The organism is Vibrio sp. dhg (assembly GCF_003443775.1).
GTDB lineage: Bacteria > Pseudomonadota > Gammaproteobacteria > Enterobacterales > Vibrionaceae > Vibrio > Vibrio natriegens.
The window spans coordinates 1,252,367-1,279,227 of record NZ_CP028944.1; the positions used below are offsets into that span (position 1 = coordinate 1,252,367).

At 45.5% G+C, this 26,861-nt stretch carries 16 protein-coding genes; 13 read left to right on the top strand and 3 right to left on the bottom strand.

Going from position 1 to position 26,861, the window contains the following annotated elements:
• The first annotated feature begins 166 nt into the window (after positions 1-166).
• Positions 167-2,296 carry a TonB-dependent siderophore receptor gene (locus tag DBX26_RS21385; protein WP_118120827.1) on the top strand — a complete coding sequence of 710 codons (2,130 nt, stop codon included), beginning with the start codon at positions 167-169 and terminating at the stop codon, positions 2,294-2,296.
• 86 nt (positions 2,297-2,382) lie between these two features.
• On the top strand, positions 2,383-3,306 hold the full coding sequence (locus DBX26_RS21390) for a Fe(3+) dicitrate ABC transporter substrate-binding protein (protein WP_118120828.1): 924 nt from the start codon (positions 2,383-2,385) through the stop codon (positions 3,304-3,306).
• A gap of 203 nt (positions 3,307-3,509) precedes the next feature.
• Here DBX26_RS21390 and DBX26_RS21395 read toward each other — a convergent pair whose 3' ends face one another.
• A complete protein-coding gene (locus DBX26_RS21395; RefSeq protein ID WP_118120829.1) occupies positions 3,510-4,976 on the bottom strand; it encodes an arylsulfatase in 1,467 nt (488 codons plus the stop codon).
• A complete protein-coding gene (locus DBX26_RS21400; RefSeq protein ID WP_118120830.1) occupies positions 4,973-6,469 on the bottom strand; it encodes a sulfatase in 1,497 nt (498 codons plus the stop codon). The genes DBX26_RS21395 and DBX26_RS21400 overlap by 4 nt, the downstream gene beginning before the upstream one ends.
• A 135-nt stretch (positions 6,470-6,604) precedes the next feature.
• Here DBX26_RS21400 and DBX26_RS21405 point away from each other — a divergent pair, with 135 nt between their 5' ends.
• The 8 genes from DBX26_RS21405 to DBX26_RS21440 all read left to right on the top strand — a co-directional run bounded on the left by DBX26_RS21405 (position 6,605) and on the right by DBX26_RS21440 (position 19,139).
• Positions 6,605-7,807, top strand: coding sequence for an anaerobic sulfatase maturase (locus DBX26_RS21405; RefSeq protein ID WP_118120831.1), 1,203 nt, complete (start codon positions 6,605-6,607; stop codon positions 7,805-7,807).
• A gap of 348 nt (positions 7,808-8,155) precedes the next feature.
• On the top strand, positions 8,156-9,877 hold the full coding sequence (locus tag DBX26_RS21410) for a DUF2264 domain-containing protein (RefSeq protein WP_118120832.1): 1,722 nt from the start codon (positions 8,156-8,158) through the stop codon (positions 9,875-9,877).
• Positions 9,878-9,944: 67 nt separating this feature from the next.
• On the top strand, positions 9,945-11,864 hold the full coding sequence (locus DBX26_RS21415) for an ABC transporter substrate-binding protein (protein ID WP_118120833.1): 1,920 nt from the start codon (positions 9,945-9,947) through the stop codon (positions 11,862-11,864).
• 113 nt (positions 11,865-11,977) lie between these two features.
• The gene (locus tag DBX26_RS21420; RefSeq protein WP_014235060.1) at positions 11,978-12,973 is read left to right on the top strand and encodes an ABC transporter permease; all 996 of its coding nucleotides are present in this window, start codon (positions 11,978-11,980) and stop codon (positions 12,971-12,973) included.
• Positions 12,974-12,989: 16 nt separating this feature from the next.
• A complete protein-coding gene (locus DBX26_RS21425; protein WP_014235059.1) occupies positions 12,990-14,165 on the top strand; it encodes an ABC transporter permease in 1,176 nt (391 codons plus the stop codon).
• Between the two features lie 10 nt (positions 14,166-14,175).
• A complete protein-coding gene (locus DBX26_RS21430) occupies positions 14,176-15,849 on the top strand; it encodes an ABC transporter ATP-binding protein (RefSeq protein ID WP_014235058.1) in 1,674 nt (557 codons plus the stop codon).
• Positions 15,850-15,962: 113 nt separating this feature from the next.
• Positions 15,963-17,966 (top strand): methyl-accepting chemotaxis protein, encoded by a 2,004-nt coding sequence (locus tag DBX26_RS21435; protein ID WP_118120834.1) that lies wholly within the window; start codon positions 15,963-15,965, stop codon positions 17,964-17,966.
• A gap of 3 nt (positions 17,967-17,969) precedes the next feature.
• On the top strand, positions 17,970-19,139 hold the full coding sequence (locus DBX26_RS21440) for an ROK family transcriptional regulator (RefSeq protein ID WP_118120835.1): 1,170 nt from the start codon (positions 17,970-17,972) through the stop codon (positions 19,137-19,139).
• A gap of 281 nt (positions 19,140-19,420) precedes the next feature.
• Here DBX26_RS21440 and DBX26_RS21445 read toward each other — a convergent pair whose 3' ends face one another.
• On the bottom strand, positions 19,421-22,129 hold the full coding sequence (locus DBX26_RS21445; protein ID WP_118120836.1) for a glycoside hydrolase family 2 protein: 2,709 nt from the start codon (positions 22,127-22,129) through the stop codon (positions 19,421-19,423).
• 838 nt (positions 22,130-22,967) lie between these two features.
• Between DBX26_RS21445 and DBX26_RS21450 the strand changes: the two genes are divergently transcribed.
• Genes DBX26_RS21450 through DBX26_RS21460 form a run of 3 tightly spaced genes read left to right on the top strand, consistent with a single transcriptional unit; the run spans position 22,968 to position 26,680 of the window.
• Positions 22,968-24,593, top strand: coding sequence for a SulP family inorganic anion transporter (locus DBX26_RS21450; RefSeq protein WP_065298034.1), 1,626 nt, complete (start codon positions 22,968-22,970; stop codon positions 24,591-24,593).
• Positions 24,594-24,596: 3 nt separating this feature from the next.
• A complete protein-coding gene (gene galE / locus DBX26_RS21455) occupies positions 24,597-25,613 on the top strand; it encodes a UDP-glucose 4-epimerase GalE (RefSeq protein ID WP_118120837.1) in 1,017 nt (338 codons plus the stop codon).
• 17 nt (positions 25,614-25,630) lie between these two features.
• Positions 25,631-26,680, top strand: coding sequence for a UDP-glucose--hexose-1-phosphate uridylyltransferase (locus DBX26_RS21460; protein ID WP_118120838.1), 1,050 nt, complete (start codon positions 25,631-25,633; stop codon positions 26,678-26,680).
• Positions 26,681-26,861 lie beyond the last annotated feature (181 nt).

Genomic DNA, 26,861 nt, shown 5'->3' on the forward strand with positions numbered 1-26,861 from the left:
CACCCGCATTCCGGTTTGAATGCGGGTTTTTTGTTTTTGAGGAGAGGATGTTGCGTTAGTTTTTTGTTGTCGTCTGTGTTTTTAAGGTAAATAAAAAATGTTTTCCAAGTTAATGTTGAAAATATAATTAATATTTGTTCTCATTCGTATTTGTATGTCATATATAATGAAACGGAATGAACGAATGAACAAAATGTTGACCATGCATCCTTTGGCTATTGCGATAGTGTCCTCGCTAGCTTCAACAACGATAGTATCTCAGGCAAGTGCTTCACCTTCTGAAGTCAATACGACAGCAATGGAAACCGTTGTTGTTACGGGTAGCGTGATAGGTAATTCTGAAATTGAAGATGTTAAAGAATATCCAGGCGCACGAACCATCATCACCAGTGATCAAATCAAAAAAACGGCGGCAAGCTCGATTGATGGCGCGCTGCAAAGTGTTCCTGGTATCAAAGTTCAGGATGAAACCGGAACGGGAGTCCTACCCAACATTTCAGTGCGTGGTTTAAATGCGAGTCGCAGTGGTCATGCTCAAATGCTCATGGATGGTGTTCCCCTAACTCTCGCACCATATGGCCATACTGGTCAGTCTATTTTCCCAGCGACGTTGTCCATGGTTGAACGAATTGACATTGTTCGCGGCGGAGCGGCGGTTCAGTACGGACCAAACAATGTAGGTGGCGTGATCAACTTAGTCACCAAACCGATTCCCCACACTTGGCAGACGGAGATCAGTAATCGTCTGACAGTATTTGAAGGTGGAGACACGCCTCTTAATGACTTTTACCTGAGAACCGGCGGTTGGCTGAGTGATACTTTCGCTTTGCAATTGGAAGGTAACTTTTTAAAAGGTGAGAGCTTCCGTGAACATTCAGATACGGATGTGAAAAATTTCCAAGCCAAAGTTCAGTGGTTACTTACTGATACGCAAGAGCTTCAGGCATTTATTCAACGTTATGAAGCAGACACTCAAATGCCGGGTGCACTTTCTCCTGAAGATTATCAGCAAGACCGTCAGCAGTCGAAACGCCAATACGATGAGTATCAGGGTGAATCGACGCGTTGGAGCGTAAAATACATTCACGATTTAGCCTTTGCAGACAGTGCTGAACTTGAGTTACTCACTTTTGGTCATCAATCCGAGCGTTTTTTCCAGTGGGGCTTTAATAGTGCTGGTGGGCACTGGGCTGATCCCGCTTTGCCGTCCACTGATATTCGTACCTCACCTCGCGAATTTACTGTGTATGGTATCGAGCCGAAATTAGCAATGTATTTTGGTGAAGGTCAGTCCGTTACTCAAAACTGGATTATTGGTGCTCGTTACGTAAACGAAGATATCGATTACAAACTTACGCAAACGCCTATCTCTGGAGGTACCACCAATGTACCGCGTGACTGGCACTTAGATACCGATGCGTTTGCTGGTTACATCAGCAATGAAATTGGTCTATTCAACGATACACTCAAAATCACGCCTGGATTGCGTTTTGAATCGGTTGATATGAGCTTTGACGATCTTGGAAAAGAACAAAGCGCAGATAATAAAGTGACGGAGTGGTTACCCGGTTTGACGCTGGCTTATAGTCTCAATGAACAGTGGGTCACGTACGCAAATGCGCAAAAATCTCTGCGTGCACCTCAGATTGCTTACATTCGAGGCTTGGGTGAAGAGGGCAGTGAGTTGGCGTGGAACTACGAAGTGGGCGCGCGTTTTACTCAGAACGAGACAAGTTTCAACGCGGCGATTTACCGCGTTGATTTCGAGGATCAACTGCAATGGCAGAGTGCGACGCAAACTTTTGACAACATTGGTAAAACACTGCATCAGGGTATTGAACTGTCAGCTCGATATGTTCCCGAGTCATTACCGTTACTCAGCCTGGGGGCAAGCTACAACTATTTAGATGCCACACTCGAAGAAGACGGTGACAACAAAGGCAATCAGCTACCGTTTTCTTCCAAGCACCAACTTGGCTGGGATGCGACTTATGTCTTCTCTGGCGTAGATACCACTTTATCTGGTTTCTATTTCAGCGATGCGTATACCGATAACGCCAACACTAGCTCTGAGAATAGTACGGGAGCAACTGGTAAAGTACCGTCTTATATGGTCTGGAACTTTAACTTAGGTACGGACTTATACAAGGATGAAAAAGGTAAGCTGCGCATGAATGTCGCCGTGAACAATCTGTTTGATGAAGATTATTACTTCCGCGGAATCGATACTAGCCCTGTTGGTCGCTACCCAGCACCTGGACGCTCATACACGCTTGATCTGAACTACCAGTTTTAGTGCCTTGAACTTGATTTACTGATCTAGAAAAAAGTCGTCAGCTTAAGTTGGCGACTTTGCCGATCATAGTATTGGAGAATATTGTTATGGAAAATAAAGCTCGATTGGCGACTGACCGTTTTTTGGTGTGTTCACTAATGTTGCTTATGCTTGTCATTGCTTCATCTTCAGCCATGGCTCAGATGCGCACCGTTCAAGATGAGCAGGGCACATTCGAGATAGAAACGATTCCAGAACGTGTCGTTGTTTTAGAGTTTTCTTTTGTGGATGCCTTAGCCGCAGTAGATGTGTCGCCAGTTGGTGTTGCCGATGATAAAGACCCAACACGCGTCATTGCCGCCGTTAGAGAGAAAGTTGAGCCTTGGCAGTCTGTTGGTGCTAGATCACAGCCTAGCCTAGAAGTGATTGCGCAGCTAAAGCCTGATCTCATCATTGCTGACGCGGAACGTCATCGTACTATCTTTGAGGATTTGCAGCGAATAGCGCCAACATTGCTACTAAAAAGTCGTGGTGAGACATACCAAGAGAATCTGGAGTCTGCAATAAAAATTGGTGTCGCGATTGGAAAGCAAGATCAAATGATGCAGCGAGTCGAGCAGCATCATCAAACGATGGCGCAGTTCAAACAGCACTTTGCTACTCAAGAGACCATACAGTTTGGCGTCGTCTCGGATAAGGGGATGTGGCTACATAGTCCGGTGTCTTACGCTGGTGGAGTGTTAACGACTCTGGGGCTAAACAGTCCTCTGGACGACAAAACGCAAACGGCTTATTTGCCGACAAGTTTTGAGTTTCTTCTCAAAACTAACCCAGATTGGTTACTGATTGGGCTGTATTCCACCCCCAATGTTGTCGATGAATGGCGCAAAAATCCATTGTTCAAATTGCTGACTTCAGTCAAAAAGCAACAAGTTATCGAGGTTTCACCGCAACTGTGGTCACTCAACCGCGGAATGCTGGCGGCTGAAGAGATCGCCCGAAACCTTAATGCGCTTTTGGAACGCTCTTAATTCGTCACCGGTCAAAAACCTGCAATAAAGGAAAAACGAAAAAGCCAACCTCACAGGGAGGTTGGCAAATCTTACCCAGATGGAGGGAGGTAAGATCAGGAGGTCGCAAGTACGCTGTGCACTTCTGACTTAATTGAGTCAGACTGCGTACCAAACATCGCTTGTAAACTGTCTCCAATCACCAGTACATCTAAGAGAAGCGATTAACGAGTGCGTGGTGCTTTAATACTCTTTTCAAGCAGAGCAGCTAACTCTTCTACTTTTTCGGGATACTGCTCGGCGAGGTTAACAACCTGGCCAATATCATCCTGTAAATCAAATAACTGAGCGCTGGAGAGATTGCCTTTTTCATTCCCCGTATATTGGCAGATAAAATCGTCATCGTGCGGCGGAATATAAGCGTAACGCTGGTCTCTGAATACCTTTTTGTATTGCATCCCTTCAAGCACCATATTGTCTCGGCCTTGAGGTTCCTTACCCAGTAACGTGTCTAGCAGTGGTTGGCTATCTGGCGCTTCTTCCTCTTGCAGTTCACTGCCGGTTAGCTGAGCAAAACAGTGATAAAGGTCGACTTGGTTGAACAAGGCTTCTGTTTCTCCTCGGGTAGCGCCGTTTGGCCAGCGGACAATAAATGGCACTCGGGTACCACCTTCAAACAGGCTGTACTTACCGCCGCGCAGTGGGCCAGCCATTCGATGTTCGCCGTTGAACTCAACCGCTTGATCTTTATAGCCATCGTTTAATACCGGACCGTTGTCGCTGGAGAAGATCACGATCGTATTATCAGCCAGTTGCAGCTCTTCCAATTTATCGAGGACCTGCCCAATGCACCAATCCATTTCGACGATTACATCGCCGCGAACACCGTGAGGTGTCACGCCTCTAAAGCGAGGGTTCGGAATACGCGGTACGTGCGGTTGATGCAAGGCGTAGTAAAGGAAAAACGGCTGATCTTGGTTTTGCTCGATAAACTCAATGGCTTTGTCGGCAAAGACTTCGCCCATGGTTTCATCATCCCAGATTGCGGATTGACCGCCGCGCATGTGACCGATACGGCTAACGCCATTGATGATCGTGCCGTCGTGGCCATGATCGTACATGACATCCAGAAGCTCTGGGTTGTGACGGCCTGTAGGTACGTCATCAAAGGCTTGATCCCAATCGTAGGTCACTTCAATCGGGTCTGAAGGATCGAGGTTATCAACATGGCGATTGTCGATGTAGACACATGGAACACGGTCATTGGTCGCAGCCATAATGTAGGAATCGTCAAAACCGACATCGTTTGGTGTTCCCTGAATTTCTTGATTGAAATCGAGTTCACCATTGCCGAGCCCTAAATGCCATTTACCGACGATGCCGGTGCGATAGCCAGCCTTTTGGAACATTTTTGGCATCGTAAAATCAGAGATGGTGATGATCTGCGGGGCATCGCCAGGTAAAACAGCTGCGTTAGGGTTACGCCAAGGATAAGAGCCAGTCAGTAAACTATAGCGCGAAGGCGTACACGTCGCCGCCGTGGCATAACCTTGATGGAACTTAAGCCCTTCTTCAGCCAGTTTATCCAGGTTAGGCGTTGGAATGTCGTTGGCACCGTAACAGCTCAAATCGCCGAAACCGAGATCATCGGCATACATAATAATTACATTAGGGAGTGTATCGTTACTCATGAGAATTCCTTATCGGTTCCACTGTGAATGAACAAGTCATATGGAAGCAAGTGATCAAGCACTCGGCCGTCAGCCCATGGATCGTCGGTTCGAACCAATTCTTCTGCCATGGCGCGCAATAGGCGACGAAGGTCCGCTTGTTCAGGGTCGAAAGCTAGATTATTGGTTTGGTAGGGATCTTGGATGTTGTCGAAAAATTGGGTTTTTTCGACTTGGCCGAAATCATCAATATGCAGTGCTAAGGAGTAGCGCTCAGTCTTAATGCCTCGCACGGAAGCGAAATAGCCACGGATTTTACCGTCTGCGCCTGGCGCGGTATTCATGTTCTTCAGATAGAGAGCGTAAGTCGGGCTGGTATCCATCGAACCTGAGCGGAAAATCTCAGCGAGATTGCGGCCATGAATATTGGTTGGGCAAGATGATGAAAGCCCCATCAATCCCAGTACGGTTGGCATAATATCAGCACTGCTCAAAAAGGCTGGGTGTTGATTTGCCTGACTCTGATCAGCATCTTTTACGATGAAAGGTACTGAAAATGCCTCGTTATAGATGCAGTTTTTGGCATCATTTACGCTTTGGCTGCACAAGGTTTCTCCGTGGTCGCTGGTAAATACCACGATGGTATTGTCCCATTCACCCATCGCTTTCAGTGTCTCAACCAGACGGCCGAACTCACTGTCGGTGCCTGTAACATTGGCAAAGTAATAAGGCGCGCTATTGGCTTTTTCGAGGCTCGTATCAGCGTTTTCGCGCAATAAAAGCTCATCAACAGGCGTGTCTTTGTAACGTAACCAATCTTCCATACGGCAATCGTCAAGGCTGTCGTATGGGCTGTGTGGCGGGTTCATCGACATAAACAGCGCAAAAGGTTTGTTTGCGTCGCGCTGGCCTTGTTCGTTCTTCAGATACTCAATCGCCTTGTCGGTTTCATGTTCTGCCGACCATACCTTTGGTTCGTGACGGCGGCCATCGGTGTCGTAGTAGTGGGGATTGTTGTGTTCATCAAACGTGCCGTATCCATACCAATAATCGATTCCATGGCGGCGCTGTGGCTCGGTGTACGAGTCCCAGGCAGGTACATTCGGGTCAACGTAATGACCGGGCTGCACTGGATCATTTGGTGTCGGTACATCCAAATGCCATTTGCCGATATAACCGACGTGATAGCCTGACATTGACAGAACATCAGTGAAACAAATCGCAGTTTCTGGCAACTCTGAATCAACGCGGTCTGAGTTACAGTTCAGCGGTACACCACTGCGTGACGGGAATTGCCCGGTCATCAAGCTACCGCGGTGTGGGCTACAAACTGGGCAGTTACTTACTGCGTTGTTAAGCAACGTTGATTGTTGGATAAACGCATCAAGGTTGGGTGTATGGACAGGGTCCCCCACACCGGGAACTAAGTCACGATAGTCAGGATTTTGCCAGATACCTAACGACATCAGGCGGAACTGATCGGGGAATACATAGAGTAAATTGGGTTTTTTCATGATTCACAATAATAGAGGGTTTGAAATATTATATTGAAACATTGTTTTATAAATGTTGTTTGCGATCACGGATTGATGATAAATTAAAATGGCGTTTTAAAATAATTCGTCAACTAATAACAAGGTGTAGTTACGGTGTCACTTATTATTCCCATCAGTAAAGCGAAAGCAAAGCGTCCGTTTCATATTTTGTCCAAACCGATTGGACCTTTGTGCAATTTAGATTGCGACTATTGCTTCTATCTCGACAAAACCGACTATTACCCGCAAACCAAGCAGTTTGATATGGGGGACACGACACTTGAGGCACACGTAAAAAGCTACATAGAGAGCCAGCCTGCTGGTTGTCCGGAAGTGACGTTTGGTTGGCAGGGTGGGGAGCCGACATTAAGAGGGTTGGCGTTTTTTCGCCAGGCAGTGGCGCTGCAAAAAAAATATGCCCGCCCGGGAATGAAGATCATCAATACGCTGCAAACCAATGGTGTGCTGATTAATGACAGTTGGGCTGAGTTTCTTAAACAGCATGAGTTTTTGGTTGGGATCAGTATTGATGGTGATGAAGAACTGCATGACTACTACCGCAAAACACGCAGTGGGAAGGGCTCTTATCGTCAGGTGATCCAAGGTTTGCAGGCGCTACAAAGGTATCAGGTCGATACCAATGTGCTGACTGTGATTCAAAACCACAACGGCAATCATGGTAAACGAGTATATCGGCACCTGACACAACTTGGGGTGACATTTATTCAGTTCATTCCAATTGTTGAACCGGAAAAAGGTAAAGGTGTTTCGGAGCGAAGTGTATCATCGACGCAGTTTGGCCAGTTTATGGTGGATGTGTTTGAAGAGTGGCGTAAAGGTGACATTGGTAAGGTGTACGTCAGCCATTTTGATAATGCGCTTGGTATGCATTTGGGTATGCCGTCTTCTATTTGTGTACACGCCCCTCAGTGTGGGGAGAATCTTGTGATTGAGCACAATGGTGATGTCTATAGCTGTGACCATTTTGTTTATCCAGAATTTAAAGTGGGGAATATCAACCAGCGAGATTACCCTGACTTGATAGAAACACCGATCCAGCAACAATTTGCTACCCGCAAGCCAACTGGTAGCCAAATCCATTGCCAGCGATGTGACCAACGTTCGCTATGTCATGGCGCTTGCCCTGCGCAGCGGATCGATGCAAACGGGGAGTTATCTATATCGGCAAAGCATTATCTGTGTGACGGGTATTATCAGTTTTTCTCTCATCTTCGCCCTTACCTTGATGCGATGGGGCGATGTTTGCAACGTGGCTTGCCACCTCTCTATTACGCTCGATTTATGCGCCATCCCTAGGCTGGTGTGCGCATCCATCCTTTGAGCAATTCTGCTGGCATTGTTAAAGGGCATGCTGTCATAGGCTAATTTTTCTATTTCAGCGTGCTTACAATTCCGTAGTCCTATCAGCCCAGCACATCAGAACCCGTTTAATCTATGCTAAGAAAGCAAATTATTAATAAATGAAACATTGTTTTAATTTTATTGTTTTTGGTAGTTCAATTTTGTGAGCTAGGTGGGCATTGAACTAAAAAAATAAAACGTAGTTTTGATCTTTATATCAAAAATATAAAAAAGCGTTTCAATAATTATAGGTTATGAGTTTTAATTCATTCATTGATGATTTTGTTGTTAAGCGAGTAACCCGTGGCAATAAGTTTGAATTGTTTGGCAAATACGGAGCAAGGATGCACAGGCCGTTCTGAAACGCTGAAAATGCTAAAAGCGATTGTAGAGCGCCAAATGGATGTTGTTCGTGGAACAACACAAGACGTGCCGCACTTTAATAGCGCGGCGCACTATACAGAAAGCGTTGCGGGTATCGAACATGTTTGTCGTTTGATGTGGGGCGCAGTGCCAGCTGGAGAGGCGCTGAAAGATGAGCATGCCGAGTTGCGCCAGTTGATCGCCAACGGTACCAATCCCATGCACCAAGACTTTTGGCAGTTTCCACGCAATTATGACCAACGTGTTGTGGAGATGTCATCGATTGCAGTCGCGTTGATCGATGCTAACGAATTTTACTGGCAGCCGTTAGATCGCGAGCAGCGCACTAACCTTGTGACTTGGTTAAATTCTGTCTCCGATTTAGAGTTGCCGCCTAATAACTGGCGCTGGTTTAGGGTTCTGATCTTAAAAGCACTATCGTTGTTGGGTGTGGAAATTCAGCAACAGGTGCTTGAACAAGACCTCGCTTTTATTGATGAAATGCATTTAACAAACGGATGGTATCAAGATGGTCTCACAGGTGTGGTGGACTATTACAACCCGTTTGCTTTCCAACTTTACGCATTGGTATACGCCCGCTGGGACAACTATCAGAGTGCTGGCAGTCAGCTTTTGCTTGACCGTGCAATAGAGTTTTCTCATCGCTATCAATATTGGTTTGGCGAAGATGGTCAGCCTCTGTGCTACGGCCGCTCGTTGAATTATCGCTTTGCTGGTGCTGCTTTTTGGGCAGAATTGGCGCGTACTGAACATCCTGGTATTGATATCGCAACGGCAAAAAGCTACTGGATGCAAACCATGCGCTGGTGGGCGAATCAGCCAATCTGGGATCAACAGGCACAGTTGCTACCGGGCTTTGCTTACCCTAACTTGCTCGTGAGTGAATTCTATACCAGTTACGCGTCACCGATTCTGGCACTTAAAGCCTTTAACGCACTTTATTTACCTGAACAGCATCCATTTTGGACGGTAGAAGAACAACCATTATCGAGCAATATGCCCGCCACGTGGATTGGTGAACGCCACCTGATTACCCGCCGTCAGGGCAGTTATCTGCTGACCAATAGCGCACCTGCAAACGAGCTGCGTAATTGTAATGACAAATACAGCAAGTTTGCCTACAGCTCCGCGCACGGACTGTGTGTTGAATCAACTAATTGGTTGGATCAGGGTTGGGCGGGAGACAATATTTTTGCTTTTGCTCATCCACAGACTCGTCAATGGTTTAGTCGCACCCGAAATATCAATAGCTATCGCGAAGGCGATTCACTGGTCTCTTTATGGCAGCCGTTTGAAGGTTGTGTGGTGAAAACGCGCCAACAATTTACTGAGCAGGGTGAACTTCGCAGCCATGAAATCACCACAGACTTTGCTTTGGAATTTGTGATGACAGGGTATGCCGTAGATGGCTGGTCAGCTTGGTTTAGCCATCAGGTGATTCAGCCAGCACGAGTGGAGTCTGAGCGGCTCTTTAGTGAACTGATTTTATTGCAAGGTGAGGGGAAAACTCGAGTCTACCCATGCGCACCCAACACCAATTTACTTTATCCCCAAGCTAGTGTTCCTGCCATTACTGGCCGTATCGAACCCGGTACACACCAGTATATTGTCGCCGTGAACGCTGGCAATGTGCCTCGCTGAGTTAAATAGCTACGCGAAGTGCGAAAGAATTAATCTTTACATTTGTATACAAATCAGGGAGTTACTGATGAGTTATAAGAATAGCTTACCTCTACTTGGCAAAGTCGCTATCGCGGTTGCAGCCTCTGTCTCTTTTTCTGCTTTGGCGGATACGTACAACGAAGCCCCACAGCTAAAAGAGTTGGTGGCAGCTGGGCAACTAGCCCCTGTTTCTGAGCGTTTGCCTGAAAACCCACTTGTTGTTGAGCCGATTGAATCTATCGGTCAATACGGTGGTGAATTGCGTCTGCTTGGTTTAAAAGCGGACCGTGGTCACCGTATGCGTATGCTTAAGTACGACAACTTATTCAACTTTAACCGTCACTACACGGGTATTGAGCCAAATCTAGCGACTAGCTACACAGTAAACCCAGAGCTTACAGAGTACACGATCAGCTTGCGCAAAGGCGTTAAATGGTCTGACGGAACAGAGTTTACAGCGGAAGACATCAAGTTCTACCTAGATTTAATTAACCGTGAAGACTGGTCTGGCAACAAACCACTCTATGCTCGTCAATCAGGTGATGCAGTCGGTACCGTTGTCGACAAACACACAATCAAAATCACGCTAAAAAATGCCGATGGTATGTTCATTCGTAAATTGGCGAACACGGATGGTTCTAACATCGTTCAGTTCCCGAAACATTACTGTGAGCAATTTTTGCCTGAAGTAAACGCTAAAGTGACTGAAGAAGCAAAAGCCGCTGGCTTTGATAGCTGGCAGCAATACTTCCAAACTAAGTGTCGCGCGATTTACTTCCAAGAAAGTTACCAAAACCCAGACCGCCCTACAGTAAACGCCTGGAAAGTAAAAGTCGCTCCAGGTCCGCAAACGCAATATGCAATTTGGGAACGCAACCCATACTATTGGCAAGTCGATACGGCGGGTAACCAATTACCTTACCTAGATACGGTTTACTTCTCTTACTCTGAGAATAAAGAAGAGATGGTTCTTCGCGCTGCCGCTGGTGAGACAGACTTCCAAACTCGTCATATTGGCGTAGCTAAGTACCGTCCAATGCTCATCGAAAACGAGAAGAAGGGTGACTACACTTACGCGACTCGTCCAAGTACTAGCATGAACGCGCAGATCCTTGGCTTAAACCAAACGCACAAAGATCCAGTTAAGCGTGAACTATTTTCTAACAAAGATTTCCGTGTAGCACTTTCTCACGCAATTGATCGTGAAGGTATTAGTGAGACTATTTTCTCTGGTGTCGTTGCGCCTTACCAAGCAGCGCCTTCAGAGGGTAGTGCATTCTACGATGAGGAATTTGCAACTCAATACACAGAGTTCAACCCAGAACTTGCCAACCAACTGTTAGACAAAGTCGGTCTGAATAAGAAAGACGACGATGGCTACCGCCTGGATAAAAATGGCAACCGCCTGCGTATTGAAGCGTTGGTTAACCAACAGCACGTTGGTGAAACCACAGACATTCTTGAGCTTGTGAAAAACGATTGGAAAGACGTGGGCGTATTCCTGGATATCCGTATCGTTGAAGGTTCTTACCTGCAAACTCAACGTTTGGCGAATGAATATGATTTAGCGCCAGCGAAAGGTGATGGTGGTATCGGTGTGTTGGATACTTTCCGCAGCTATGCACCTCAAAACCCAGAGTCTACCTGGGGCTTAGGCTACTACTACTGGATGACAGATACTTCACACGCTAATGCTGTTGAGCCACCTGCGCACATTAAGAAGCAAATTGAGCTTTACCAAGCTATGGGTAAAACGTCTTCTCATGAAGAACAGTCTAAGTTGATGCAGCAAATTATTGATATTGCGAAAGAAAACTTCTATGTGATTGGTACGGTTCAGCCTCTGGATGAAGGTGTGATCATTCGTAAAGGCGTTCGCAACGCTGATACTGAGGTTCCAAACTCATACAGTATCGCTTCGCCAGGTCCAATGCGTACCGCTCAACTTTGGAAGGAATCAAAGTAATTTCGTTGAACTAGGTATGGTTAAACCAGACCTGTTAGCCGCAGTCACTAGCAGCTGCGGCTAACGAACCTTTTGTTTTAACTGTTTGCGAAGTTGCAAATGTAGGAATAATTATGAGCAGTTTTTTTCTGTATATAGGACAAAGATTAGCGGCGGTATTTACCACTTTGCTGGTCGTGTCTATTTTAGTTTTTGTCGTTATTGATTTACCACCAGGTGATTTTGCTTCTGCAAAAATCGCAGAAATGGCCGCTATGGGTCAAGATGTCGACCCAGAGCAGATACTTGTTTTGCGTGAAATGTTTGGTTTGGATAAACCGTTGCATGAGCGTTACATAAGTTGGATGGGAGGTCTACTTACAGGTGATCTGGGGCTTTCTCTGGTTAACAATAAACCAGTTTGGGATAACATTCAGCCTACACTGTTACCTACCATTCTTTTAGCCTGTGCCGTACTGGTTTTCAAATTTACGTTGGCTATTCCAATCGGTGTTTACTCTGCTCTGCGTCAATACTCATTTGGCGATTACATCGCAACCATATTTGGCTTCATTGGTATGGCAACGCCTAACTTTGTTATTGCGATTGTTGCCTTGCTAATTGGTTATCACTCTTTTGACGTGATGCTGTCTGGTCTTTACTCGCCAGAGTATATCTCTCAACCTATGAGTTTCGACAAATTCATGGACGGTGTTAGTCGTAGCTGGTTGTATATTCTCGTTGCGGGTACCGCAGGTATGGCGGGTATCATTCGTATTATGCGTGCCAACTTGCTCGATGAATTAACAAAGCCTTATGTAAAAACCGCACGAGCGAAAGGCCAAAAAGAATTTACGCTCTTAGTTAAATACCCTATTCGTGTCGCGTGTCTACCACTTGCTGCGACGATTGGTTGGCAGTTACCACTTCTTATCAGTGCAGACGTGATTGTAAGCCAGGTGTTGAACATCCCGACAATGGGACCAACCATGCTTAGCGCATTGCGTAACCAAGATATGTACCTAGCTGGCGACATTCTATTGCTGATGTCTACCTTAACCATTATCGGCACCATCATTTCTGACCTCATCATGTATTGGGTAGACCCTCGCGTACGCGCTGGTCTTTAACCGAGGAGTAATCATCATGACAGCTAATATTCAAACTGCTCCTGCCAATAGCATATTTGCTCGAGTATGGAAGCGAAAGAAAAAACAGATTGACCTAACGGAAGCAACCGCCTGGCAATTGATTGGTCTTAAATTAAGACGCCACAAACTGGCTTGGTACAGTATGTGGTTCTTAGCTCTAATCTATTTTGTCGCTGCATTCGCGGAGTTTTTTGCACCGTTTAACTCAAGTGACAACTGGCGTCGATACACTTACGCGCCGCCGCAACAGGTAAACCTGTTTGAGAAAACCAACGAAGGTTGGGATTGGGCGCCACATTTAATCGGCTACACAGTGAAAACCGACCCTCGTTCGCTAAAACGTCATTACACCGAGAATCCAGAGAAGAAAGTTTACTTTGAATTTTTTGGTGAGGTAGAACCGTACACGCTAGCGGGCTTCATTCCGATGAAGTACAAGTTACTTGTACCTAAGAATAAACGTGATCCTTTCTTCATCCTCGGTTCTGATCGAATGGGACGCGATATGTTATCGCGACTAATTCATGGTGCGCGTATTTCACTGTCGGTTGGTCTGATTGGTGTATTTTTTACCTTTTTCATCGGTATTTTGGTGGGTGGTATCTCCGGTTACTTTGGTGGCAGAGTGGATAACTTCATCCAGCGCACCATGGAAATTGTTAAATCGGTACCAACGCTTCCACTTTGGATGGCGCTAGGTGCGTCATTACCTAATGACTGGAGCTCGTTGCAGCGTTACTTCCTGATCACCATTATCTTAGGTTTGGTTGCATGGCCTGATATGGCTCGTGTTGTCCGCAGCCGCTTCATGTCATTGAAGAGCGAAGAGTATGTTGCAGCGGCATGGTTAGATGGCAACTCGCCATTTGAAATTATCCGCCGTTACATGGTGCCAAACTTCCTAAGTCATATCATCGCAGTGGTTACGCTAGCCATTCCGAGCATGATTTTGGGCGAAACGGCGCTTAGCTTCTTAGGTCTGGGCCTTCAACCACCTATGGTGAGTTGGGGTGTATTGTTACAAGAAGCCCAAAACATCCGTGCACTAGCGGATGCAATCTGGCTGTTAATTCCAGCAGCAAGTGTGGTTATTGCCATTCTAGCGATGAACTTTGTAGGTGACGGTTTACGTGACGCCTGCGACCCTTACCATGAACAAGGTGCAAAATAAGGTATTTAAAATGGCGGATAAAATTCTTGAAGTTAAAGATCTGAACGTCAGCTTCCCGACAACGATGGAAACCTTCCACGCTGTTAAAAACGTATCGTTTCATTTAAATCGTGGGGAAACCTTGTCAGTCATCGGTGAATCGGGTTCTGGTAAGTCTGTGACAACCAGCGCGATTCTTCAACTGCTGGACAAACCAGGACGCATTGATTCAGGGGAAATTCTTTATTATACCGATGGATCCAAGGTGGATATCACCACGTTGCATCCGCGTAGTGAAGAAATGCGTAATTTGCGTCGCTTTAACTTCTCATTGGTATCGCAAGAGCCAATGGCAGCACTGAGCCCTGTTCATACGGTTGGCGATCAAATTAAAGAAGTGCTTTGTCTTGTTGACCCAGGCATCACGAAACAAGTGGCTCATGAACGTGCAATTGAACTTTTGACTCAGGTACAAATGCCTGAGCCGGAAAGTTTGATTAACAAGTACTCGTTCCAGTTATCTGGTGGTCAGCGTCAACGAGTTGTCATCGCGATGGCGATTGCCAGTCGTCCGGATGTATTAATTGCCGACGAGCCAACAACGGCGTTAGATGTGACCACTCAGGCTGAAATTTTGGAATTGTTTGCCAAATTGCAGCAAGAGATAGGCATGGCTATTTTGTTCATTACTCATGATTTAGGGGTAGTGGCACAAATCTCGGACCGTGTCGTCGTTATGGAAAAAGGTGTGGTTGTCGAGCAAGGTGATGTGCGCCAAATCTTCGAGCGACCTGAGCACCCATATACGATTAAGCTGATGAATGCGACGCGTGCGCTTGAGCTACCTTCTGAGGTGAAAAAACCGTTTGTTTACACAGGGCAAACGCCACTTTTAGATGTAAACAACGTCACTAAAGTGTTTGAAAAACCGGGCAAGATGTTCGAGAAAAAACAATTTATGACGGCGGTTAACAACGCGACGTTAACGCTGCACCCAGGCGAATCTTTGGGAATTGTTGGTGAGTCCGGTTCTGGCAAGAGTACCTTAGGTCGAGCGATTTTAGGTATGCAGCCTGCAACGTCAGGTAACATTCGTTACGTAGACGAAAGTAGTGACGTCGAGCTTGAGCTTGCTGACTACAAGCGTGTGAAACGCGATCCTTTGTTTGCCGATCTACGTTTGATTTTCCAGGACCCATGGTCCTCTTTAAATCCACGTATGACGGTTGCGGATATCATTGAAGAGCCGCTGAAACTGCTTCGCACAGAGATGAGCGCGCAAGAACGTAAAGATCGCGTACGTAATATGATGCGTCGAGTGGGTTTGCCAGCGGAGTTCTCAAGTCGCTATCCACACGCATTCTCTGGCGGGCAGCGCCAGCGAATTGTTATCGCCCGCGCGCTGGTGACGATCCCTAAACTCATCATTGCAGATGAGGCGACGGCAGCATTGGACGTATCATTGCGTGCACAGGTTTTGGACCTATTGATTGAATTCCAAAACGAATTTGGCACATCGTTCATCTTAATCACCCATGACATTGCAACCGTGAAGTACTTCTGTGATCGAGTGATCGTACTGCAACACGGCACAATAATGGAGCAGGGTACCATCGAGCAGGTAATTCATAACCCACAAGAACCATACACTCAAAAATTGATTGCAGCGGTTCCTGTTGCCGAACTACCTAAAGAAGTGGCGTAAAGTTCACTGGTTACTCTAACTCAGGGTGACTTTAAGTTGTCTTTAAAAGGCCGCGTTATGCGGCCTTTTTTATTTTCACAATTCGTAAATTATAAAAATATTAAAAGGTTCCTATGAAGTTTTGGCAAGATCTGTCCATTGTTAGACGTATCTACATTGGCTTTACCTTGTTGCTGCTGGCGATGATTTCGATTGCGGGCGTGAGTTTGCTCCAGGGTAACTTGCAGTCTGAGCGTACCCATATCGTGACTGAAGTGATTTCTCCTTATATGGTTGAGTTGAATCGAGTGACAGTGCATCTGCTCACTAGCCAAGCCTTGGCTAACTCTTATTTCACACCGTTGGATGCCGACATATATACAACAATCGAATCTCAGTTTTTAAAAAACCATGAGCGCTATGATGAAAAATTGTTGGAGTTGGATGCGTTGTTCACCCAACTCAACGAACACCAAATTGATTTGTTAAAAACTCCACATGACATCGCCCTATTTTCTCAAACACACGATTTGTTCAAACGGTATCAACAAGTTGTCGACACAGAGCAATGGGTAGAGGGTCGGACTAGGCAGTTTGTTTTAGACAGCACCAAAATGAAACGTGCCGCTTATAGCTTGTCTGGCTCGGTTGATGATATGAATGCCAGCTTTATGGCAAACAATCTAGCAGCCACTATTGATTCACTTATTTTTAATACCAACCAAGGCTTAAATTCGAGTTCGGCAGACGTTATCGATGGACTGATTAAAAAGAATCGCGCCGTCGCCGAGCGGATTATTAAAACCAGCCAGTCTCTCGCGGAAAAAACACGCAGTTATACAACGCGCGATCAAAAACTCCTGAAGACTGTGATCGATCATGCGACGGACGAGCAAGGCGTGTTGGTCAAACATTATCACGCCATGTTGCAACAGGCCGAAGTTTTCGAACTCCTCGCCGAGGTTCAGTCAGATACGGCACAGTTGATCGATCTGTTTGTCCATCAGTCTGAACAGCTTCGACAACTGTCTGAACAGCAAGTTACTGAAGTCAATGTGATGCAAGCCAGGGGAGAAAAACTGATCATTTTGGTTACGTTATTCTCTTTCTTAATCGTGTCAATGGTTGCTGTGACACTAAGCCGGACGATTCGTAACGCGTTATACATGCTTAAAGCGTCGTTAAATCGTATAGAAAATGGCGATCTGACGTTAACTACCGGCATTAAAAGCAAGAATGAGTTTGGCGAATTGTCTAACTCGATAGATCAAATGATCAATACACTCAAACACTTGGTGGCATTGGTACAGTCGGTATCCCATCAGCAAAACCAGCTTGCTAATCACAATCAAGTCACTGCCTCTAAAAGTCAAAAATCGCTGGAGTCACAGCGCATCGAAACCGAAAGTGTCGCAGCGGCGATGAGCGAAATGGAAAGCTCGGTCGCGGAGGTCTCCCAAGCCACACGTACCAGCCAAACTCAGTTAAACGATATTGAGCGTTCGGTCGTGAAAGGCCAACAACAAACCGCCGACAACCTCGAAGCTCAACATCAGCTTTCACAAGCTCTAAAAGAGTCCGCAGATGCCATATCGCGAGTGAGTGATGTAAGCACAGAGATAGGCCGGGTACTCGAAGTGATTCAAGCCATAGCGGATCAAACCAATTTGCTCGCGCTTAATGCCGCCATTGAGGCCGCGAGAGCTGGAAGCATGGGGCGCGGCTTTGCTGTGGTTGCGGACGAAGTTAGGGAACTCGCTGGTCGTACAGGTCGTTCAACCCAAGAGATCCATACAATGACTCAATTGTTGCATAAATCGGTTGAGCAGGCGGTCCAGCAAGTGGAGCAATGCCATTTTTATATGCAGCACTCGCGCGAATCATCCAATCAAACCAGCATGGTAATGCAAGGTATCCAAGCTTCAATTTCTGAACTTGCTCAGTTGGGAGCACATATCGCTTCGGCGACAGAACAGCAACAAAACACCGCGATAGACATAGCAAAAAACATCAGTCGAATCTCAGACATCGCGTCCTCGAATTCAAAAGGCGCTGTGGAAGTGGCAGCAAACGGACAGAAGTTGCAAGAGCTGTCGATAGAGCAACTTAAATTGATTGAGCACTATAAGCTGGGGTGAGTGATGGTGATACGTCAAGGATTAGGTTTGTCCAATAAAGCGATTCGAGTTCACAATAAGCGTTCCATCTTAACGCATTTGGCGAAAAGTGGTCCCTTGAGTAAATCAGAGTTGGCGTCCCGCACTCAGCTTTCGATACCTGCTGTGAGCAAGATACTGTCGGAATTGGATGCTGAATCCAAAATCATGCTTTTCCACGGACCTGTTCAACGCCGTGGTAACAGTGCGGGGATCTATGCACTTAGTAATAAACTCAGTCCCATTCTTTGTTTAAATGTATCACCAAATAAAATCGCAGCACTCGTTGTTACTGCAGACCTGCAGTTGCTACTCGAAGCCTCACAGACCGAGATCAATGTCGAAACACCAGAAGCGTTAATTGACGCGGTCTGTGACGTATATGATAACGCACGAAACACCAGTAAACAGCGCAAACTACGTGTCGCTATCGGCTTGCACGGTCAAGTATCCAGGCACAGTGGGGCATCTTTACATATGCCCCTTGCCAAGTGGAAAGGCGGCTTTGAATGTCGATATTTGTTAGCGCAACGGCTTGATACAGAGGTCATTGTTGAAAACGATTGTGTCGGATTGGCATTGGCAGAAAAGTGGCAAAGTGAACGTCCTGAGCACTTTTGTGTAGTGAATTTAGACTATGGAATTGGCTCGGCTTTTATCATCGATGAGCAAGTCTTTTTTAGTCGTTCTCATGCGAATGGCGAAATTGGACACACTTTGGTGGATATTCATGGCAAGCAGTGTGGCTGTGGCCAGAGAGGATGCCTGGAGACGGTTGCCTCGTTATCGGCATTACAAAGTGAGTGGGACAAGGTTTTACAGAACGGGTGTATAGGTAATACGCATTTTATTGATGCGGTATTAGCGAATCATCCAAGTGCCATACGTTTGAGTGAAAATGCAGTCAATGTGATTGGCCGAACGTTAAGTAATTGCTTAAATTTAGTCGGCATTGAGCAAATTTTACTGTATGGCCCTTTATGTGAGTTGGGTGACGCTTGGTTAAGCAGTATTCGCGAAGCAATTGCCTCACACCCATTCAATGACAACGACGAGCTGACTCAGCATCAAACTCAAGTTATTTTTGGCGAATTATCAACTTCTCAACAACTTAAGGGGTTGGCGTATCTATTTATTGAGCAAAGCTTAAATTAGCCTGAGCATTATTGATTAATACCAACCTAAGTAAGAAAGTGGTCATACTTAATTATAGAGGACCAGAAAACAGGCATCGAACACAAACACGCATGAACCCATCCATGGGGCTTCGATTTGCCATCCATGGCAAATAGAGTTTGTTTATCGAACCCTGTTCCCTGAACAGTTAATTTTCCAAATTGGTATAACGCCTTGGGTATTTAGAACTGGGATAATTTTAATCCCCCAAGGCTTTTGGCTGAGCACAAAAAATGCGCCAACTGAGTTGGCGCGTTAGATTAGAAATGAAATTCGCCACAATCTGATTGTTGCAGTTCAACACCTCGATGCTTGGCTCTTATATAGGCGTTGCGAGCGATTCTATTATCAACTTCCTCAACAAAAGAGTGTTTAATTTCGGCTAATCGCGCAATGCTATCGGATGATTGAGTTGGTAGCTCCGATTGCAGAATAGGAAGCGTATTAGGCTTGGTATCTAATTCCAAAATAGCGGGTACAAGCGTATTCATCCCTTCATTTACCGGACGGGCAATCACCAGTATCTTGCCGGCCGTTTGCGTGGTACGAATCAACGCTGGTGCGCTCCCCCATTCCGTCGCCCTTGGGTTCGCAAAAATGTTGTCGGCTTCGATTAGGCTCGCTTCACCATAAACCTCAAACTTTATGTGATGTCGGGCCAAGCGTTTTACATTTCCATCTTCATCAGTGACTTCAGCAACGATGGTACCAATATCAGAACCATTGGCGATGAGCGATGAGTTGTCGATACTAAGGCGCAGACGTGTTGGTCGTTTTGCCGGATACTTGATTTCGGTGATCACACATTCGTCACCCACAAAGCCTTTGGCAATAATGCAGGCTTCGGTGAACCTTTCTTCGCGGTGCAGGTGCTTAAAGTCCATAAAATCAAAAGCGCCTTTGAATATAGCAGGCAAAAACGGAATGCCTTTTCTCGGATTTTTGACAACTTGCGTACCGAAATATTGACCCGCGACGCTCAGTTCAACTCTGTCCACATTGCTCACCACCACGATATCTGAACCAGAAATAGGCGTAGCTTCGTGGAGTATTTTTAAATGGTAACCCGATTGGCAAATAGGATGGGTTTTGTTTGGGTTACGCTGCGCCATGAATACATGGTAGCTGTATTTATCTTGGCGAAACGCATCCAGAATACCACCCCAAAACTGCTCAGGATGATAACCACGTTGGTGATCAAAACCATGCCATAAAGTGCCGCCAATATGCTGCCGTGGTGTTTGATGTAATACGTTGAGATTGGTGGCATATTCATGGCCGGAACTATCGGATCCTGTAGCGTAGTGCAGCGCTTGAATGATTTGTGCTTGTTCACCCCAGCTACGATGAACTCGGCTGTTAGAGTTGTGAGAATTCCAGTCGTCGACGTTATCTCCCCATTCGCGCGTAAATACGGGAACGTTAAATTCCGCAGGATAAGTCAATTGCCCTTCATCCGCTTCACCTTCTTTGACTTGGTTAGGGTGTGCATACATCACTTCTCTTGCTTCAGGACAATCAATATAGCTGTCGAGTGGAACCCAAGTCGCTTCATCCATTTCTTGATGAACAATTTGGTGTAACTCTTTTAAAAACCAGTTCGGCTGATGGGTTTCATTTAGAGCGGGTTCAAACATCCAAATGCATGCGTGGTTGCGATCGCGACGAATTTTTTCGCGTACGTTTTGCTTGGCTTGTTCAACAAACTGAGTCTCTTCATTCCAGAATTGCCAACCAATAGAAGGCTGAATAATTAATACTCCCAATTGATCAGCGGCATCAAGAAAGGCTGGGTCTTGCGGGTAGTGAGCGGTGCGGATCACCGACAAGCCAGCATCTTTGAGTTTCTTCACATCATTCCAATGCTGACTATTGCTCAATGCAGTGCCGATGTGTGCGTAGTACTGATGGCGGTTAACACCGATTAACTTTTCTTCGTAGGCTTTGCCGTTAATGTAAAGGCCATCTTTTCCTTTAAATTCGAGAGTGCGAATGCCAATTCTCAATCGCACGCTATCAATCTGTTCGCCAGAATTGTCGAAGAGTCGGCAGTCTAGCCAGTACAAATTAGGTGAGTCGGGGTGCCAAAGTTCTGGCTGCTCCACTTGCATTTTACAGCTGACATACTGATCACTAGATTCTATCGAAACATTCAACGACTGCTTGGTAGTAACGTGTCCAGTTTGGCAAGAGCTCAGTTGGCACTCAATAGTGACTGGCTGCGTATTATTCGTTTGATTAATAATCTGCATGCCAAGAACAATGGTGGCACTTTGTTCTGAAATGTTGCGATAGCGAACTCTTAATCCAGAATGTTTAGTATTAGGGGTTGGAGTGTTAGCGATTCCTTCATGGCCAAAATGCATCATCTTTTGTGTGGAATAAAGCCACACATCGCGATAAATACCGCCAACGTAAGTAAAATCAAGCTCGTATTGATTTTTTCCTGCAGGGAAGCTTGAGTCATCGCTATTATCTGCTTTGACCGCAATAATATTGGTTGAATCAAAGTTCAGGAATGACGTTATATCAATAACAAGCGGTAGAAATCCTTCTTTACGCGATGCAATCAGCTCTCCGTTAATCCACACTTCTGATTTACCTTGAATCGCTTCAAAATCAATGATGATTCTTTGATCTTTTAAATTCTCCGGGATAAGAAAGTGCTTCCGGTACCAAACGACGCCTTGGTAGTTAATGGTGCCACTGGCATCTTCAGGTAACAATTCCACACAATGTGGGAGAGAAACTGATACCCAGTTTTTATCATCGCAAATAAGTTGATTGGCGTTTAGAGGATCACCCTTGTAGAACAGCCAGCCCCCATTGAAATCAAAAACGTGACGTGACGGATCCGGCATAGAGAAAAATCCAGAATGAGAAAAATCACGCTGACAATTAAGCGAGTGAATTGGCTTGTGGTGAATGAGTTGTGACAGGCAACGAGTCTGTTCTATCTGTGATGCCATGTGTAGTTCCTAATGCTGTTACTTAGACCGTGGTATTATATCAACGCCTTAAAATTCAATTTGGAACAGTTTTGAATCCAAAATCACACTGCAAAGTTAACCAAGTTTACTATTGTTCCATTCAATCGCGTGATTGTTGGTATTTACGATTGTATAAACTGAATTGTCGCTTTATTTATTAATAAACAAGGTCGAAAAAATAAAGGAATATTGTTTTTTCTTATATTTTCCTTGGGACGGAATGGGTTGTTAATAGAAAGTGTAAGTGGTGATGAACAAGTTAATTGATTGATTTTGTTTATATAAAAAGAAAGAGCCCATAAGGGCTCTTTTAGTATGCAAACAATATCTTAGGAAATATAAAGCTATATCTTATTTCAACCAGTAACTACTTTCGTAGGGCCAATACCAGTTAAAACTTACTTTGAGCTATCAAAGACTTTAAGTTTCAAATGCTGCTAACTTAACCTCATTAAAACCATCGTATTTTAAATGACTCATATTCAATATCTTTGGATTAAAATATTAATCTGATAGTGAAGAAATATTTCATAAAATAAGAACAGCTAATAGCTAACTAGCGTTCACAGCTAAATAGTATCACTATGGAGTGATAAGTCAATTTTGAAACGATGTTTTATAATCTGTGTCACATAATTGAAATTGATAAAAATTAAAAATGAAATGACGTTTCATTTAATGTTGATTGCATCGGGGCGATTGTTTATAGTTTTTGTGCTCATTTTGCTTCTGTATGAATTTTTAGTTTCTGGGTGAGTACAGGAAAGCGAGGTGATCATCTTCCCGTCATAAATCGACTGTTGTTAGAGGAATCGTGATGCGCGCTGTTGAACATCGCAAGTTGTCCCTTCTGTTTCCGTTTTTAAGCTGGTCTTCCAAGGTAAACTCTCAAACTCTTAAAGCGGATATCTTAGCCGGACTTACAGGAGCAATTATCGTGCTCCCCCAAGGTATTGCTTATGCCATGATTGCAGGTTTGCCGCCTGAGTTTGGTCTGTATACGGCAATTATTCCCGCTATTTTGGCATCACTGTTTGGCTCATCGCATCATTTGATTTCGGGCCCGACAGCGGCTCTTTCGGTGATTGTCTTTACCACCATAAGTCAATTCGCTGATCCGGGAACGCCTCTTTACATCCAACTGTGTTTTACGTTGACCCTGTGTGCCGGGATTATTCAACTGCTTTTCGGACTGTTGCGTTTTGGCGTTGTGGTCAATTTTGTGTCTCACTCTGTGGTGCTTGGGTTCACTTTAGGTGCGGCGATTGTTATTGGGGTCAGCCAGCTTAAACATGTATTGGGTTTGCAATACGACTCAGGCGAAACGGCGGTTGAAAATATCATACTGCTCGTCAGTAATATCAATGCATTAAATAGTAAAGAGCTATTAGTGGGCATTGTTACCATCGCAGTTTGTGTGTTGTGTAAGCGCATTTGGCCAAAACTACCCCACATGTTATTCGCGACCTTGGTGGCGATGGGGTTTGCGACTTGGATGAATCATGCCGGTAACGAGGTTTTGATGGTGAGCCAAGTAAGCAGTAACTATTTAAGCCTGTCTTCTCCTTTTGTTGGTTTTAGCCATATATCTACCATGCTTGACGGTATTTTCGCGGTTGCGATGTTGGGTCTGGTTGAAGCGATTTCAATTAGCCGCTCAGTTGCGATGAAATCTCGCCAACAGCTTGATAGTAATCAAGAGTTTATCGGCCAGGGAATTTCAAACATGGTTGGCTCGTTCTTCTCTTGTTATGTCTCCTCGGGCTCTTTCACCCGCAGCGGCGTGAATTACAGTAGCGGCGCACAAACCCCACTAGCCGCGGTGTTCGCTGGCTTATTCTTATTAATCATCATGGTGCTGTTTGCTCCGTACGCAGCCTATATACCGATTGCAGGTATGGGTGGTTTGTTACTGGTTGTTGCCTGGAACCTAGTGGATGTTCATCACATTAAAGTGATTGCAAAACATGATGGTAAAGAAATCTTTATTTTGGCAGTGACCAGTCTAGCGGCGATTTTTCTTCACCTTGAACTTTCTATCTATGTTGGCGTTGCTGCTTCTCTCTTCTTTTACCTGCGCAGAACGTCGCGTCCTACCATTGAATTATTAAATTGCGACGAGCTGAATATTGATGAACAGCAAGATATCGCGGTTATCCGCATCAATGGTTCGATTTTCTTTGGTTGCGTTCAATACCTCCACCAAGAGTTGCAGAAGATCAGTTCTAAGCAACTGATTATTTTGGGAAGAGGGATCAACTTTATTGACCATCTTGGTGTACAGATGCTCGATGACTACGTGTCAACCAGCGGGCGGAGCGTCTATTTCTGTCGCTTTAAAGCGAACGCCAAAGCATCACTATTAAATGGCGCAACGTCGGTACGAGAAGAACATTTTTCCGATCGATTGACGCCATTGTTAAAGCTCATTTGTAAGAGGTAATTCATGAAAGTATTAGTGACGGGTGGCTGCGGCTATATCGGTAGTCACGCCTGTGTTGCATTGGCTGCTGCAGGACATGAACCGATTGTGCTGGATAACTTCAGCAACAGTAACCCTAAGGCCGTGGGTCGTATTGAGAAGTTGATTGGGCGTTCATTGGTTGTATATCAGGGGGACATTCGCGACCGCCTCGTGCTTGATTGCATTTTCGAACAGCACAGAATCGGTGCCGTGATGCATTTCGCCGGGTTAAAAGCAGTAGGCGAATCAGTGGCCAAACCCCTCGAATACTACGATAACAACCTCTCAGGCACGCTGAATTTACTGGCAGCGATGAGAGCCGCACATGTTTATCGTTTTATCTTCAGTTCATCGGCGACGGTCTATGGCGATCCTCTAGCGGTTCCTATTTCTGAAACTGCCCAAACCGGCGCAACGACCAACCCATATGGTACGAGTAAACATATGGTCGAAAGTTGTTTGAGAGATTTCTCTGCTGCCAATCCGGACTGGAGCATCACGCTGTTACGTTATTTCAACCCGATCGGCGCACACCCTAGTGGTTTAATTGGTGAAGACCCAACCGGTATTCCTAATAACCTGATGCCGTTTATTACTCAAGTGGCGATTGGACGACGCGACACGCTCTCTATTTTCGGTAACGACTACCCAACGCATGATGGCACTGGCGTGCGTGACTACATTCATGTGCAGGATTTGGTCGAAGGCCATGTGGCGGCACTGGAAGAGCGAGGCAATGTCAGTGGGCTGCATGTCTACAACCTTGGGACGGGTAATGGCGTCAGCGTATTAGATATGGTTGCGGCGATGAACAAGGTACTCGGCCGAGAGTTACCAGTGCGCATCGAGCCACGAAGAGCCGGTGATATTGCGCAGTGTTTTGCCGAAGTGGATAAGGCTGAGAAAGAGCTCGGTTGGAGCGCGAATCACGATTTAATGGATATGGTTGAGCACAGTTGGAACTGGCAGCAGCGCAATCCGAATGGTTACCAATCTTAATTCTTTAAGGAAACATAATGTCTCAATCATTTGATGTTGCAGAGCATCCTCACCGTCGTTTTAATCCTCTCACGGGTGAGTGGGTGCTGGTGTCGCCTCATCGCGCGAAAAGACCGTGGCAAGGGCAACAAGAAACCCTCAATATTGAAAGCCTGCCGAATTATGATAACTCATGCTTTTTGTGCCCAACAAATACTAGAATCAGCGGTGATGTGAATCCGAATTATCAAGGTACGTTCGTGTTTAAGAACGACTTTGCCGCCCTTACAGAGCAAACCCCTGATTCACCAGTGAGCGATGATCCTCTTTTTCAACTTCATAGTGCCAAAGGGGAAAGCCGAGTGATCTGCTTCTCGCCTGATCACAGCCGCACTTTGCCAGAGTTGAGCGTGGAAGAAATTGGACATGTGATTACTACTTGGATAGAACAAACGGAAGAACTGAGCCAGCGTTATCCTTGGGTGCAGGTGTTTGAAAACAAGGGTGAAAGCATGGGCTGCTCTCAACCTCACCCGCATGGTCAAATTTGGGCAAACAGTTTTGTGCCTACCTTGGTAGCCAAAAAAGACCAACAGCAGCAGCGCTATTTTGCGCAGTACCATAGTCCTCTGTTACTGGATTATGTTCAGCGTGAAGTGGCGTCTGGCGAGCGTATTGTTGTCGAAAGTGATTATTGGGTGGCCTTGGTTCCTTACTGGGCAGCTTGGCCATTCGAAACTTTGGTATTGCCAAAAATTAAGCTAAGTCGACTTACGGAAATGACACCAGAGCTTCAGGCTGATCTCGCCAAGACGATTAAGTTGTTAACTACTAAGTACGATAACCTTTTTCAGTGCTCTTTCCCTTACTCAATGGGCTGGCATGGAGCACCGTTTATCGGCGGAAATCCCGACGCTTATTGGCAAGTACATGCGAGCTTTTTACCACCATTACTGCGCAGTGCCACGGTACGAAAATTCATGGTTGGGTATGAAATGCTAGCAGAGAGCCAGCGTGACCTAACGCCTGAGCAAGCGGCAGAGCGTCTACGCAACGCTTCAGAGACGCACTACAAGCAACAAGACTAGTTTTGCGACGTTCGGAGAAGAAACGCTTCTCCGAACCGCTGAAACATATAGGTAGATAGCGGTTGGTTAGTTTGGCCATGCGCTGTATTAGGAAGCTGACAATCAGCTTTTTTTTGAAATTAATATTTAAAATGAAATGACGTTTTAAAAATGTGAGCGAGTTATGCGTTTATAGAAAAGT

What these genes read in the sequence shown, in the direction of transcription:
- DBX26_RS21445 (WP_118120836.1), bottom strand. Translation starts at nt 22,129, where the DNA reads ATGGCATCACAGATAGAACAGACTCGTTGCCTGTCACAACTCATTCAC.
- DBX26_RS21460 (WP_118120838.1), top strand. Translation starts at nt 25,631, where the DNA reads ATGTCTCAATCATTTGATGTTGCAGAGCATCCTCACCGTCGTTTTAAT.
- DBX26_RS21415 (WP_118120833.1), top strand. Translation starts at nt 9,945, where the DNA reads ATGAGTTATAAGAATAGCTTACCTCTACTTGGCAAAGTCGCTATCGCG.
- DBX26_RS21390 (WP_118120828.1), top strand. Translation starts at nt 2,383, where the DNA reads ATGGAAAATAAAGCTCGATTGGCGACTGACCGTTTTTTGGTGTGTTCA.
- DBX26_RS21395 (WP_118120829.1), bottom strand. Translation starts at nt 4,976, where the DNA reads ATGAGTAACGATACACTCCCTAATGTAATTATTATGTATGCCGATGAT.
- DBX26_RS21420 (WP_014235060.1), top strand. Translation starts at nt 11,978, where the DNA reads ATGAGCAGTTTTTTTCTGTATATAGGACAAAGATTAGCGGCGGTATTT.
- DBX26_RS21400 (WP_118120830.1), bottom strand. Translation starts at nt 6,469, where the DNA reads ATGAAAAAACCCAATTTACTCTATGTATTCCCCGATCAGTTCCGCCTG.
- DBX26_RS21450 (WP_065298034.1), top strand. Translation starts at nt 22,968, where the DNA reads ATGCGCGCTGTTGAACATCGCAAGTTGTCCCTTCTGTTTCCGTTTTTA.
- DBX26_RS21440 (WP_118120835.1), top strand. Translation starts at nt 17,970, where the DNA reads ATGGTGATACGTCAAGGATTAGGTTTGTCCAATAAAGCGATTCGAGTT.
- DBX26_RS21385 (WP_118120827.1), top strand. Translation starts at nt 167, where the DNA reads ATGAAACGGAATGAACGAATGAACAAAATGTTGACCATGCATCCTTTG.
- DBX26_RS21430 (WP_014235058.1), top strand. Translation starts at nt 14,176, where the DNA reads ATGGCGGATAAAATTCTTGAAGTTAAAGATCTGAACGTCAGCTTCCCG.
- galE (WP_118120837.1), top strand. Translation starts at nt 24,597, where the DNA reads ATGAAAGTATTAGTGACGGGTGGCTGCGGCTATATCGGTAGTCACGCC.
- DBX26_RS21425 (WP_014235059.1), top strand. Translation starts at nt 12,990, where the DNA reads ATGACAGCTAATATTCAAACTGCTCCTGCCAATAGCATATTTGCTCGA.
- DBX26_RS21435 (WP_118120834.1), top strand. Translation starts at nt 15,963, where the DNA reads ATGAAGTTTTGGCAAGATCTGTCCATTGTTAGACGTATCTACATTGGC.